Origin of the sequence: Weizmannia sp. FSL W8-0676 (assembly GCF_038593015.1) — a bacterium.
GTDB lineage: Bacteria > Bacillota > Bacilli > Bacillales > Bacillaceae_C > Weizmannia > Weizmannia coagulans.
The window spans coordinates 449,466-463,537 of the sequence record NZ_CP151954.1 but is presented as its reverse complement, the minus strand read 5'-3'; the positions used below and the strand labels follow the sequence as shown (position 1 = coordinate 463,537).

Genomic DNA, 14,072 nt, shown 5'->3' with positions numbered 1-14,072 from the left:
AATTTAGACACTTATAATAAATAAATTTACCCCATTAAAATCAAAAACTCACAATTTATTTTTACATTTGTCATAATGTTCCTACAAACGTCTTTTTTCTTTAGTGGAATAAATCAACGACCTTTAATTGTCTGACTGCTTACAGTTTCAGGGGATATAGCATTTTGGCAAGGGCTCATTATTAAAACATCATTTTTAAAAGGGGCGGATATGTTGGAAAAGAAATTTTTTAGTAGATTATCAATATTGATCTTTTCTGTATTGTTGGTTGCCGGCTCGATCAGTTATTTTCCTAAATCTGCCAAGGCTTATACATCCGGCACATCGCTCGATAACCGCGTGATTTTCCAAAGTTTTAGCCTGTACATGCCATATGAAAGCAATATGTACAAAATTCTTTCAGCGAAAGGCAACGAATTGAAAGATTGGGGGATTACGGATATATGGCTTCCGCCGGCTTACCGTTCTTTCAATGCGGCACGTTACATGGAAGGCTACGCCATTGCCGACCGTTATGACCTCGGTGAATTTAACCAGGGGCCGAATAACACCCGGCCGACCAAATACGGGACAAGCGATGAATTGAAAAGTATGGTTTCCGTGCTTCACGCAAATGGTTTAAAAGTACAGGAAGACCTTGTGCCTAATCAGGTTCTCGGATTGAGCAAAAGGGAAGCAGTTTACGTCACACGCGTAGATCAAAACGGAAATTTGTTTAAAAATCCTTATACAACAGGACTTGCAACGCAAATCAGGGCCAACCTTTATCTCGCTTACACAAAAGGTGGCGGCGAAGGACAGGCAAAATATGGCTATATCAAAGAATGGAACAAAAAATATTTTAACGGTACCTCCGTACAAGGGCAGGGTATGGATCGCGTGATGAAAGACAGCGAGGGCATTCCGTACCGTTATTTTGGGCCAAACAACCCGAAAAACCACTTGCCAAGCTGGCTTGATGAAGCTGCAGCAGCAAATAAAATCAATACAGTTGATACTTATTTGCCAGTAGACGGCTGGTATGCTGCTAAAGACGCTTCGACTTCGGATAATTATTGGAAACCGATGTTAATGAACTATGACCCCGGCTATTTAAAGTACATGAAAAGCCATGGCTATTCATCTGTTGACGATATACTGAACGGCGACAACGGGCAAATCGCAAGTTTAACAGATGCGTATATTGCATCCCAGCCCGGGTACGGCTTCGGATCGGAAGAAAGGTCGTTTAAAAATGATCATTCCGGATCAGATAACCAGGATCAATTTTTATTTGTGAAAAAGAATGGGACAACTTTTCACAACCTTAACAACACGATCAGCGGGCAGAACCAGTTTCTGTTAGGAATGGACATAGACAACGGGAATCCAACTGTCCAAAAAGAACAGATCCACTGGATGAACTGGCTGCTTGATACGTATCACTTTGACGGCTTCAGAATTGATGCGGCAAGCCATTACGATAAGCAAGTGCTGCTGGATGAAGGTGACGTTATGAAACAGCATTTTGGCAGCCATTTAAACGACCATTTAAGCTATATTGAGACTTATGAAAGTGCCGGGACAAATTTTGAAAACGCAAACGGGAATCCGCAGTTAATGATGGATTATGCCCTGTTCTATTCTTTGCAAAATGCTTTGGGCAAAAATTCGCCATCAAACAGCCTGTCAACCATTGCTACAAACGCTGTTGTCAACAGGGCAGGCGCAGGCACGGCGAATGCAACGCCTAACTGGTCATTTGTGAATAATCATGACCAGGAAAAGAACCGTGTGAATAAAATCATGATGGACCTGTACGGCATTAAGCCGGGTATACATTACGGCACATCCGCACCGAAATCTTTCCAAGATCTGTATGATAAAAAGACAGAGGCAAAAGCTTTGGATATTTATGAAAAAGACATGGAAAGAACGGTAAAAACATATGCGCCATCCAATGTGCCGAGCCAGTACGCATATATTTTGACGAATAAAGATACCGTCCCGACTGTCTTTTACGGCGACTTGTACAAAACGAATGCTTCTTACATGAGCGAGCATACGCCGTATTATGATACGATTGTGAAATTGTTGAAAGTGCGCAAAAATTATGCCTATGGGAACCAGCAAGTAACCAACTATAAGTCGAACACTTCCGGCACGGCGGGAAAAGATCTAATCTCAAGCGTCCGCTATGGAAAAGACCGGAATACCGGCGTGGCAACCGTAATCGGAAATAACCCGAAAACCGATACGACTATTAAAGTGGACATGGGTACCCGGCATGCCAACCAGCTATTTGAGGATGCAACCGGATTTCATAACGAAAAGCTGTCCACAGATAGCAAAGGCATTTTAACCGTTCATGTAAAAGGGACGCAAAATCCCCGGGTAAAAGGGTATCTTGGCGTCTGGATCCCCTCAAAAAAAGCGGCAACGCCGAAACAAGGCCCTGCACTTCAATACGGTAAGTATGTAACGGTAACAAACAAGCACTATGCCGTATATCAAGACTTCAACTGGAAAAAGAAGAATGTCACTGCAGTGAATAAAACGTATCTTGCCAAGGTCCAATACCATCACAGCAACGGATCCACTTACCTGTCGCTTTATGACGGCAAAGGCAAATGGGCAGGCTATATCAACGCCAAAGCTGTGAAAACAGGAAGCGGCAAGCAAGGCGCTGCCATACAATACGGCAAACATGTCAAAGTCACCAGCAAGAACTACGCCGTATATCAAAACTTCAACTGGCAGAAGAAAAATATCCGGGCCGTAAACAAAACATACTTGGCGAAGTACATTTTTTACCACATAAATGGGTTAAGCTACCTGTCCCTTTATGACAACAAAGGCAAATGGATAGGTTACATCAATGCCAAGGCGGTTAAAAGCAAATAAATTTCTTTAAACAAAAAGCGTCCCCATAACCGGCAACGGGGTGGGGATGCTTTTTTCTGCTCACTGCAAATCAGAAAGAAGGGCACCTTCAAGATTGGGCTCATTTAAATTCGGGGGTTTCTTTGATCGCATCAAGTACTTCCTGCTCATTCACGCCCATTCCTCCAGTTTAGGGAAACATTAATGTCTCCGGGTTATTTCCCACTGGATTTTTTTGATTTCTTCAAGCGGATAATCGAGCATATCTGCGATCGTTTCGGGTGCGGTGCCTTTGGTATTCTTTTGTCATGAAGATCCTTCCTTTCGGGGTTGTTATGCGAGGGTTAATAGAATAAAACTATTAATTTGATATTATTTGAAATCTTTTTTCGATGTCAATCATTTTTTTCAATTCAATCCGGCACCCTCATGGAATGTCTTTCGGCCCGCCTCCATCCCCCATAAAATATTTTCCCTATGAATTTAAAAATGCCCAATAAAAAGTGTACAGACGATGAACTAAATACCGAAAAATTAAAGAGCCGGCAAGCATGCGCTATTCTCCGGCCCCTTAAAAAAGACACAAACCTGCAAATATGAGACGCCATGCCACAGTGTGCGGCGCCAGCGGTAAGATGCAAACTAGCCGGCGCATATTTTCCAGGATAGAAAAAGGTGCAAAAAAGCCTTATTTTGTACCGCAAAACTTGCCATTCCAGACCGGCACCCTAAAACGTTTTGCATCTGAAAACTCGGAAGCCGAGGATCTCTTTGGTTGATTCAAACATGATCATATGATGCTCAAGCATCTCAAAATACTTAACATCCACATCCTCCGACAATGAAAAATCAGGAACATTTTGGACTCCAAATTGCAAATCATATTTTTCAGAATGGATGGATGGAAACCCTGCTTTCTGAAAAAGCTGTACCCACTGTTCCTCGGTTAAAATTTGGGATACGCCATAAAAATCTTTGATGTGTGCCAGTTTTTGCTGCGAAACAGGTTGTTCCAAAACCATTTCAATTGCAATTAAACATCCGCCGGGCTTCAGCACCCGCCGAAATTCCTGAACCGTTGTGGGCATATCGGTAAAAACGATCACCGACTCTGACAATACCAAATCAAATTGCCTGTCTGCAAACGGGAGAGCCTCTGTATTCCCATGCACAATTTGTACCGGCAAACCTAATGTCCGGACTCTTTTCCTGGCTTTTTCCACCATCAATTGATGATGATCCAGCCCTGTCACTTGGCACCCATACTGCTACGCAACGTATGCAGCAGTATGGCCGGTGCCGCAGCCCGCATCAAGCACCGTTGTTTTTTCCCTATATGTTCAGCCGATAATATATCCTGTGTCAGCTTGAAACCGCCTGGATGCACTCCGCCGACTCCCAGTTCTGCCAAACCATTCAGGTAAGTATATTCCTGATCCACTCTAACCCCTCCCTTGCCATCCAAACAGTTGGCTCGTTGATATACCGTATGTACCATTGCAGAAATCGGTAACCTTTATCGTTTAAAAACATACTTTGGTTAAGAAAAAGCAATGGAGGAAGGCATATGGGGGTGTTTATTGCAAAATTAAAGTGCAGAGATGTGCAAAATTTCTATGCAAATGGTTATGCAGAGGGGCTTTACATGGAGGGGTAGCCATGATAACCTGTTTGGGTTTGCCAAATCTGTTACAGCTGGCCGCTTGGCAAAAGAATCATGGCTGCAGAGGCTCCATGTCAAGCCCTTAATAGCGAGAATTCAGATTGAATTTTTATGCGGTATAAACGAATTTATATACTGCAATACTCTGCACTTTTTTTCTTGCAAAAAACATCTCCGGCATTTAAAGTCCGTTTTCCATGCCCCCCTCACATGCTCGAAAGTTGCACGGAAAAAGGGAATGCTGCCTTATACAGCTTTATCATGAGAGCCGGAACAAAACCGGGGGTACGCATTGTGCTCCCGGTTTTGTTTTTAGGGTTTTCTTATCATTAAAATGCCCATTAAATGATTGGGTGGACAAGCCGGCCGTTTTTGCAATCCCCGCTGTCCCTGTTTCCATTAATACAGATTCATCAACGATTCAGCTATCTAATCACGAAGCCGGCATCCGCTGGACATCCAAATCAAATTGCGATAACGCCATGCTTAGCATGATCAGGAGTTAAGGATCGCTTTTTCGCCTCCACACCAATCTATAAATCTTGCGGCAAAATTCGGTCTGTCCCCCCCTACCGAAACATTCAGGCGAAATTAAGAAAAATTTAAAAGAAGCCCTCTAGACTAAGTTTCTGTAATAAACCCCAAAGACACAGGGGGGATTTCCTGGAAGGTCTGAATCCAAAAGTAAAAAGATTGTGAAGTTGTTACAAAAAGGTGCTTCAACATACACTTGGGTCGCTGCAACGGTAAGTGCGCAATCTTCGGCTACTTATCAGCTTGCAACAGATCAACTCGTGATGGACATCGGCGGTTTTACAGGAAGTGACCCGACCCCGACCCTTTCCGCGTTTAAAAAATATGTACGCCAAGGGAAGATCCACTACTTTATCAGTAATGGAAGAGGCTCCTTCTAAAATATGAAACAAATGGGCAAAACCTTGCAAGATGGCAATACAAATGGCAAAAAGGTTGAAAACAATGCCCCAAATGGCACCATGGGCAGAGGTTTCAATACAAGCTCATCGATCACCAGTTGGGTTCAAAAGAACTTTAAATCAAAAACAGTTGATGGCGTTACCCTTTATGATTTGACATAGCCAAAATCGAAGTAAGCTCTATCGTGAAGACTATCCAAAAAGTTACAGACGGTGAACGCTGTCATTTATTGCGTTCACCGTCTTTTAGTCTAATGACTGGCTAATGATCACTGATGCATTCTTGTTTTTCTTAATGGGGTTTCTTCCAATTCAACGCTGGGAGGATGATTCCCGGCATTTGCCAAAAGAGATTTTTTCACACTTTGCGACTTTCGGTTTATTTTTTCAATGAAATTGGCCTGTCCCCCTTAAAAAATACCAAAAAAAGACGATAATTTTACTAGACGGATTTGTCAGGATTTAGGGTATTTTGATAGAACAAGGGCCAAAAGAATGAAATTTTAAATTTCAGGAACCCTGGAGCTGGCGAAAGATCCAATTGGAAAGGAGATTGAAATGAAAAAAGGCTTAGTCATACCACTTTGTTTTGCAGTATTATCCACTCCTGCTTTTGATAAAACGGTACAGGGCGTTTCACTGACAAAAATCCTACATAGTTCAAGTGTACAAGCCGCAGCAAAAACAGAGACAAAATATGTCAATGTTGATTCGAATTCAAGCTTGACATTAAGAGCAAAGCCTTCAAAAAGTGCCGCCAAATTAGACAGCCTAAAAAAAGGCACAGCTGTATTGGTATACAATGTGTCTGATGGTTGGGCAGAAGTAAAAGCCGGGACAAAAACGGGGTATGTTCGTGCGGAATATTTAACCAGCACAAAACCCGGCAGTACCGCAACAACAACGAGCACAGCCAAAACAACGACGAAGTATGTCAACGTGGACAAAGGCTCTCATTTAATCTTACATTCGAAAGCCTCCACTTCGTCCAGCATTTTAGCAAGCCTGGCAAGAGGCGAAAAAGTGACGGTTTACTCCATTTCCGGGGAGTGGGCGAAAGTAAAAGCCGGCAGCAAAACGGGCTATGTTCATGCATCTTTTTTGACGAACTCAAATCCCGATAGCAGTGCAGATACTTCTACTCCAGCCAAAACAACGACGAAGTATGTCAATGTGGATAAGGGTTCACATCTAATCTTACGTTCAAAAGCCTCCGAAACGTCCAGCATTTTGGACAGCTTGCCGAGAGGCGAAAAAGTGACGGTGTACTCAATCTCCGGGGCTTGGGCAAAAGTAAAAGCTGGGAGCAAGACGGGGTATGTGCACGCATCTTTTTTGACGAACTCAAATCCCGATAGCAATGCAGGCACTTCAACCCCAGTCCAAACAACGACGAAATATGTCAATGTGGACAAGGGCTCCCATTTAATATTGCGCTCCAAAGCCTCCACTTCGTCCAGCATTTTAGCAAGCCTGGCAAGAGGAGAAAAAGTGACGGTGTACTCTATTTCCGGGGACTGGGCGAAAGTAAAAGCCGGGAGCAAAACAGGGTATGTCCACGCATCTTTCTTGGCGAACTCAAATCCCGATAGCAGTGCAGACACTTCTACTCCGGCCAAAACAACGACGAAGTATGTCAACGTGGATAAGGGTTCACATCTAATCTTACGTTCAAAAGCCTCCGAAACGTCCAGCATTTTGGACAGCTTGCCAAGAGGCGAAAAGGTGACGGTGTACTCTATTTCCGGGGACTGGGCAAAAGTAAAGGCCGGGAGCAAAACGGGCTATGTTCATGCATCTTTTTTGACGAACTCAAATCCCGATAGCAATGCAGGCACTTCAACCCCAGTCCAAACAACCACGAAATATGTCAATGTGGACAAAGGTTCCCATCTGGTTTTGCGTTCCAAAGCCTCCAGAAGTGGCAAAATATTAGCAAGTCTGCAAAGAGGCGAAAAAGTGACGGTTTATACAGCTTCCGGCCCGTGGGTAAAAGTGAAAGCGAGAGGTATAACCGGTTATGTGCTCGCATCCTATCTGTCAAATGCAGACCCTGATGCAAGCACAGCAGATGACAGCAATAACAGTTCCGAACCAACACCAGATTCTACGGTAACCAAATACACGACAGCAGATTTAAATTTACGTAAAGGGCCTTCTAAGTCAGCAAGTGTGATTGAAGTCCTTGATAAAGGAACAGCTGTAAAGGTCTACTCCGAAGAGGATGGCTGGGCAAAGGTAGAAATCGGTGGAAAAATTGGTTATGTCAGCACAAATTATTTAACATCCGCTGCGCAACAATCCAATGGCAAGGTGACATCGATTGTAAAAAAATATGATCTTTCACTGGATGAACTTGCAAATATTCAAATGAAAGTTTCGCCTCAAACAGATACAAATGAACGATATATCAGAAGTGATGCCATTAAGCTGACAAGCCATACAACAGGTGTTGTCCAAAACGGAAGCTGGCATATCAGAGATGGTGCGGGTACAAAGAATCATGAAGTCGGCGAAACGCTTAAAGAAGGCACAAAGGTCACCATCCTATCCACCGTAAAAGGGGATGACGGCTATACATGGTATCAAATCAGTTACAACAAAGCATGGAAAAATGCCACGAAAAATGAAGTGAAATACTATTTAAATCCGAATAACTTTGTTTCGGATCCAGTCCGCTCACTTCAATTTTTGAAATTAACTTCGACTGCCAATTTGAATGCAACAGAAGTGAACCAAAAAATTCTTGCGGGTAAAGGCATTTTAGCCGGGAAAGCATCTGCATTTTTAACCGCTGCAAAACAAAATGGAATCAATGAAATTTACTTGATTGCCCATGCCTTACTTGAAACAGGAAATGGCACATCCCAGCTTGCAAATGGCGTCAAGTATAATGGCAAGACTGTTTATAATATGTATGGGACAGGTGCGAATGATGGCAATGCTGTCCAAGATGGAGCCAGGTATGCCTATCAACATGGTTGGACGACCCCGGAAACGGCCATCATTGGCGGAGCTAAATTTATCAGCAGCAATTACCTTGGCGCCGGTCAAGATACCTTGTATAAAATGAGATGGAATCCAGATTTCGCTGCAACATATGGCTATGCCTCCAACCAATATGCAACAGACATTGGCTGGGCTTACAAACAAGTGGATGAAATCTATAACTTATACAACCTATTAGACAATTACAATATTACATTGGAAGTTCCAAGTTATCAGTAACTGCCTGCAGCCACTAAGCCGTTCATAAGGTTTTACGAACGAAGGCTATTCAGGACCTTGTAAAGAGCATGACAAATGGTAAAAGCTTCTCCCTTTTTGGGAAGCCGCTGAAAAAGTTCAAAAGAAAACATAAAAACGGCGAGACACCAGCATTCATAGTGTCTCACCGTTTTTTTTGGCCTATATCTTGTATAGATAAAAATAAAACATCACTTTTTCAGTGCCCTTTTCCAGCATTGCCGTCAACGGCCTATGATGGGTTTTCCTTCAAATAAAACATACCCGTTTATTTTTCATTTTTGTTTCTCTCTATTAAAAAATCTAAAAGTTTATCAATTTTTGATCCTATTTCTTCAACAACCAAATCATTACGCTCATCTCGAGCCATAATTTCTCCCCTAAGTTCATCGTTCTCTCGCTGAAGAATATCTATGGTTTCTTCTGCTTCTTTTATTTGTTTTTTTAAATTGTCTAATTGCTTTAAGAGTTCTTTCCTATCTTCATCCAATCAGCACTCCTCCTTATGGAAGTCATGAAAAATTCAATCTATTTCCAAAGGATAAAAAATACGACCTGGCTCTTATTCACCTCATTTTCTATTTAATTAGGTCATGTGATCTTCTCCTACCACAATTCATTTATCATTCATTGTCGGCCGTTGTTTTCTCATTGCGCACATTTATTGGATGCCGGGCCTGGGCCCCTCTTTTTCCCACCTCCAACAAAGCATTTTCACCCTGACCTCTGGCGGAAACAAATCGGAAATAAAAAAGCGGTACAGAAAACGATTTTTATTTTCTATACCGCCGTTCTCGTCATTTTACGATGGTCCCGTTGATAAAGCTGATGATGCCCTCTTCCACTTCATCCCGGATATCCCGGTCATTGTGAATTTCATGCCGGTGTCCGGGATAAACTTTTGTTTTTACGTGATGTCCGGTTTGAACAAGCCAGTTCGATACAGCATATACCCCTTCCCCATATTGACCGACCGGATCCTGGTCACCGGCAATGTTATAAACAGGAATCGATACCGGCACCTTTTCTGCCCACTCCGTTCCGACAATCATCTCCATCATCTGGACAAAATAGTAGAGTGATCGTATATTTGGCGGAGTTGTAAAATTATTAAACGGATCGTTTGCGTGGTCTGCCACAATATCCGGGTCGGAACTTATCCAGTCGTTTGGCGTTTTCGGTTGCTCAATCCGTTCTGTCATCCAGCCCATCAGCTCTTCCAAATAAGAAGGATCGGTTTCTTGCCCCTTGCCTTCATCGATCAGGTTCTTCAAAACAGGGAGCAGTTTGCTTGCATTCGGGAACCTGCCTGAAGTCCCGCACAGAATTAAACCGGACAAGCCAGCACCGTGAGTAGCAGCATAACCCCTGGCAATCATGGACCCCATACTGTGCCCAAACATGAAATAAGGCAAATCAGGATATTGTTCCTGTACAATCTTTCGAAGCGTATGCTCGTCCTCCGCCATCGTCATATAACCTTTATCTCCCCAGTCTCCCCAGTTGCCGGAATCATACGCTGTCTTTCCATGGCCGACATGATCATCTGCAGCAACGACAAAACCAGCCTCATTAAACTTTAAAATCATATGTAAATACCGCCGTGAATGTTCACCAAAACCGTGGACGACCTGGACAATCCCGCGCGGTTTACGGATCGGTGTGTAAATCCAAGCTTTTACGTTGTCTTTTCCGTTAAATGATTGAAAACTCAACTCTTGAAAAGCCAAACCAACCCCTCCTTTGCTCATCTCATTAAATTTCTTTTTATCAAGCTTTAAAAATATTAGCAACATAATACTGGGTTTGACTTGCAAAATTTTTTGGTCTAAATTTCCATTTTCCTAACTCTAATAATATACACCGGCTGATTTTCATTTTTCTGTTGATGCAGCGCGTTCACTACGACATGGACATCTAATAAAACCTTTATGTCTTTTGCTTCAAAAAAATCATTTCCATTTAAACAATCTTCAATCGTGCTTATAAAAATTAATATTTGCTCAAAATGAAAGGATACCCCCGAGCCTCTGGCATAATTGAAAAAAACATAAAAATTCTTCTTTCCCGTACTTTTACCGGGTTGCTGAACGAATCCGATTTTCCAGCATAACCTGCCCCACCTTTACAGAATCATGCACTTATGAAAATGCATGATTCAGCTGCTCTATATATTGGTTCAGCTTTCAGGAAGAGTGATCAGAATCCTTGCCAAATCCAGGTATTTAGCCAAATGACCGAGCCCTTCATTAAAATGTTTTCCCTATTTCAACTGCCTTTTTGATCGCTTCCTCCATAATTTCTTCAGCACGTTCAGGAAAGTGGTCCATTCCCTCAACAAATAATTGTTGAAAATCTTTAAAGCCCAAGAAAGTGAATAACGTTTTTACATATTGGCTTGCAGGGTCACTGCCGTTGTAGACACTTCCGCTTGATTGAATGTGCAGTGCTTTTTTTCCTTCCACTAACCCAACAGATCCCTGGTCTGTGTACTTGAAGGTTTTCCCTGCCACTGTAATGGTATCAATCCAAGCTTTTAAACGAGTGGGCACGCTTAAATTCCACAAAGGATTTGCAATAACTACTTTATCCTTTTCCAAAAAACTTGCAGTAAAAGAATCAAACAGCGTCACTTTGTGTTGCTGTTCAATTGATAATGAGTAAAAAGGAACCTTTTGTTTTAATTTATTCCACGCTTCCAACAGGTCCCTGTCAATTTCAGGAATGGTGATATCATACAAATTGATTTCTTCTATTTCATCGTCTGGATGATGCTCCCGGTAAGATTTCAAAAAAAGCATTTGTTACTTTCATTGTACGCGAGTATTCTTCTGAAAACGGATGGGCTTTTACGACCAATACTTTCGACATTTTTGAGGCTCCTTTACATGTTTTACTATTATTTTATGAGTAATCGCCTTCAAATTCAATCAATTTATTTATTTCATCCACGCACTCACACGGAGGACGACATAAATGCCTTTTCCAATTGAATCCTTGTTCTGTTGGCAACTGCCGGCAAAATCGGGCGCTGACAGACATCCCCAAAAATGCCGGCCCCGCTTTTAAAAAATATACGGAGCCAGAATCTTTTTAAGGTTTTAATACGACTTTAATGCAGCCATCCTTATGATCATGAAACAATTGATAGGCCTCGCTTGCTTTATCCAGCGATATTTTATGGGTAATGATTTCAGTTGGGTCAAACTTTTTCTCTGTGATGTCTTTAAAGAGTTTCGGCATCAGATGTACAGCCGGCGCCTGTCCCATTTTCAGGGTGATATTGCGTTCGAACAGCCTGCCAAGCGGGAATGCATTGTAAACCGAACCGTATACCCCTGTCAGCTGGATAGTGCCAAACTTCCTGACCGCTTCCATCGCAATTTGAATCGCGCTGATTGTGCCGCCCTGCAACTTGAGTTTTTGCTCGATCTTTTCAACCGCGGATTTTTTTCCGTCCATGCCGACGCAATCGATCACCACATCAGCCCCGCCATTGGTAATCTCACGTAAATACTTTCCCATTTCATTGTATTCTTTAAAATTATACACTTCGACTCTATTCATTTTTTTGGCATGCTTTAACCGGTATGGCACATGGTCAACTGCAATTACCCTGCTGGCCCCGTTCAGCCATGCAAATTTCTGGGTCATCAAGCCGATCGGCCCGCAGCCGAGCACAACGACCGTGTCTCCCTGTTTCACACCGGCATTTTCAACACTCCAATATGCCGTTGGAAGCACATCCGACAAGAACAGCAACGCCTCGTCCTCCAGCTCACAAGATTCAGGAATCACAAACGGCATTTGATTGCCGAACGGTACACGCAGGTACTCAGCCTGCCCGCCCGGAATATCTCCGTACCGCTCTGTGTAACCAAATAAACCGCCTGTGTCGACCTCTTCATTCGGATTCGAGTTGTCACACTGGGACTCCATCCCGTGCTGGCAGTAATAGCAATGCCCGCACGAAACCGTAAACGGCAGCACAACCCGGTCGCCTTTTTTCACTTTTGTCACTTCCGAGCCAACCTCTTCAACGATTCCCATCGGCTCATGCCCGATCACAAATCCCGGGCGCGCCGGCATAGCTCCGTTATAAATATGCAAATCAGATCCACAAATGGCCGTTGAGGTAATCCTGATTAAAATATCATCCCGCTTTTTTAATGACGGATCATCAACTTCTTTGACCTGTATGTCTTTCGCACCTTGAAATGTAACTGCCTTCACTGCCATAACCTCCCTTATATACAGACCTATACCCATGTTTTTTCATTCTTATGTATATAAAGAGATTTTTATCAATTTGGAAACGGATTCTTGATTATCTAACCGGTCTTGGAAATACGGCTTTTTCGGGACAACATTTGACATCCTTGAATCTGTGCAGGGCCTAAGTTTTTTGTATAGGGGGCACAAGCATATTCCTTCCATACTGAAACGGCCTCCCATATCCGGAGGCCGTTTCGTCTTGCATTTTCAACATGGTTTTTGATTTTCCGCCTGTGTTAGATACTGTCCAGAAACGATTGGATAAACGGGATGGCAGCACCGACCGGCACACCGTCTTCATTGGAACGGCTAATAAAGATAAACGGTTCTTCGCTTGGAAAAGCTGTCTTCTCGTTTACCTTTTCATGAAGAATGTATAAATCTTCATCTTTTAAATACATGGAAAAAAGATTTTCGTAACAGGCGGCGCAAGAGGGATTGGTAAAAGCGTTGCCACTGCTTTTGCTGAAGCGGGTGCAGACATCGCAATTGTTGACGTGGATTTAAAAGAAGCAGAAAAAACCGCCAGAGAACTGCAAGAAAATCATCCGGTTCAGGCCATTGCAGTACAAGCCGATGTGACAAAACCAGAGGATGTAAAGGCAATGATCACAAAAATATTGGATGCATTCGGGCGGATTGATGTTGCGTTTTGCAATGCGGGAATTTGCCTGAATGTCCCGGCTGAAGAAATGACCTTCGAACAATGGAAAAAAGTCATCGATGTGAACCTTACGGGGATCTTTTTAACTGCGCAGGCAGCCGGCAAAGTAATGATTCAACAAGGCGGCGGTTCAATTATCAATACAGCATCCATGTCCGGACATATTGTCAACGTACCGCAGCCGCAATGCTCCTACAATGCTTCTAAAGCAGGCGTTATCCAATTGACGAAATCATTGGCTGTTGAATGGGCGGACAAAAATGTGCGGGTCAACTGTATCAGCCCGGGATATATGGGCACAGAACTGACAGTGAACTACCCACCACTTATCAACCTTACGGTTTGATTGAAGTGGGGGCTTCTCGACTTATCGTTGCTTTTACTAGCCAACGAAAACTGACCGAGCTAACCCTCTTGTTCCAAGAGT

General features: G+C 42.9%; 11 protein-coding genes and 1 pseudogene. 5 read left to right on the top strand and 7 right to left on the bottom strand.

The genetic code is table 11. From position 1 onward, the window contains the following. Positions 1–213 precede the first annotated feature (213 nt). Complete coding sequence (locus tag NST20_RS02230; RefSeq protein ID WP_342399979.1) at positions 214–2,883, top strand: glycoside hydrolase family 70 protein; 2,670 nt, start codon at positions 214–216, stop codon at positions 2,881–2,883. A 707-nt stretch (positions 2,884–3,590) separates the two neighbouring features. Here the strand turns inward: NST20_RS02230 and NST20_RS02225 are convergent. Beyond that, entirely contained in the window at positions 3,591–4,115 is a 525-nt protein-coding gene (locus tag NST20_RS02225) for a methyltransferase domain-containing protein (protein ID WP_342399978.1), read from the bottom strand. Beyond that, on the bottom strand, positions 4,112–4,303 hold the full coding sequence (locus tag NST20_RS02220; RefSeq protein WP_342399977.1) for a hypothetical protein: 192 nt from the start codon (positions 4,301–4,303) through the stop codon (positions 4,112–4,114). Before NST20_RS02220 ends, NST20_RS02225 begins: the two co-directional genes overlap by 4 nt. Positions 4,304–5,442: 1,139 nt before the next feature. Between NST20_RS02220 and NST20_RS02215 the strand changes: the two genes are divergently transcribed. The 3 genes and pseudogenes from NST20_RS02215 (at position 5,443) to NST20_RS02205 (ending at position 8,688) form a co-directional block, all read left to right on the top strand. After that, positions 5,443–5,622: a hypothetical protein gene (locus NST20_RS02215; protein WP_342399976.1), complete on the top strand. Its 180-nt coding sequence runs from the start codon at positions 5,443–5,445 to the stop codon at positions 5,620–5,622. 396 nt (positions 5,623–6,018) lie between these two features. Beyond that, positions 6,019–6,972: pseudogene (locus tag NST20_RS02210) on the top strand (SH3 domain-containing protein); the annotation flags it as partial. 129 nt (positions 6,973–7,101) lie between these two features. Then, positions 7,102–8,688, top strand: a complete 1,587-nt coding sequence (locus NST20_RS02205) for an SH3 domain-containing protein (protein ID WP_342400396.1) — start codon at positions 7,102–7,104, stop codon at positions 8,686–8,688. 286 nt (positions 8,689–8,974) lie between these two features. Here the strand turns inward: NST20_RS02205 and NST20_RS02200 are convergent, their stop codons facing one another. The 5 genes from NST20_RS02200 to NST20_RS02180 all read right to left on the bottom strand — a co-directional run bounded on the left by NST20_RS02200 (position 8,975) and on the right by NST20_RS02180 (position 13,382). Next, entirely contained in the window at positions 8,975–9,196 is a 222-nt protein-coding gene (locus tag NST20_RS02200) for a hypothetical protein (protein ID WP_017552069.1), read from the bottom strand. Between the two features lie 307 nt (positions 9,197–9,503). After that, positions 9,504–10,436, bottom strand: coding sequence for an alpha/beta fold hydrolase (locus NST20_RS02195; RefSeq protein ID WP_328229127.1), 933 nt, complete (start codon positions 10,434–10,436; stop codon positions 9,504–9,506). A 519-nt stretch (positions 10,437–10,955) separates the two neighbouring features. Beyond that, a complete protein-coding gene (locus tag NST20_RS02190) occupies positions 10,956–11,507 on the bottom strand; it encodes an NAD(P)H-dependent oxidoreductase (RefSeq protein ID WP_342399975.1) in 552 nt (183 codons plus the stop codon). A gap of 292 nt (positions 11,508–11,799) precedes the next feature. Further along, the gene (locus NST20_RS02185; protein ID WP_328192466.1) at positions 11,800–12,939 is read right to left on the bottom strand and encodes a zinc-dependent alcohol dehydrogenase; all 1,140 of its coding nucleotides are present in this window, start codon (positions 12,937–12,939) and stop codon (positions 11,800–11,802) included. Between the two features lie 278 nt (positions 12,940–13,217). Next, on the bottom strand, positions 13,218–13,382 hold the full coding sequence (locus NST20_RS02180) for a hypothetical protein (protein WP_233896643.1): 165 nt from the start codon (positions 13,380–13,382) through the stop codon (positions 13,218–13,220). Here NST20_RS02180 and NST20_RS02175 point away from each other — a divergent pair. After that, positions 13,377–13,991 carry an SDR family NAD(P)-dependent oxidoreductase gene (locus tag NST20_RS02175; RefSeq protein WP_342400395.1) on the top strand — a complete coding sequence of 205 codons (615 nt, stop codon included), beginning with the start codon at positions 13,377–13,379 and terminating at the stop codon, positions 13,989–13,991. The genes NST20_RS02180 and NST20_RS02175 overlap by 6 nt on opposite strands. Positions 13,992–14,072 lie beyond the last annotated feature (81 nt).

Bases quoted from the DNA above. Each gene is read 5' to 3' on its own strand.
- NST20_RS02215 (WP_342399976.1), top strand. From the start codon at position 5,443: ATGAAACAAATGGGCAAAACCTTGCAAGATGGCAATACAAATGGCAAA.
- NST20_RS02180 (WP_233896643.1), bottom strand. From the start codon at position 13,382: ATGTATTTAAAAGATGAAGATTTATACATTCTTCATGAAAAGGTAAAC.
- NST20_RS02190 (WP_342399975.1), bottom strand. From the start codon at position 11,507: ATGCTTTTTTTGAAATCTTACCGGGAGCATCATCCAGACGATGAAATA.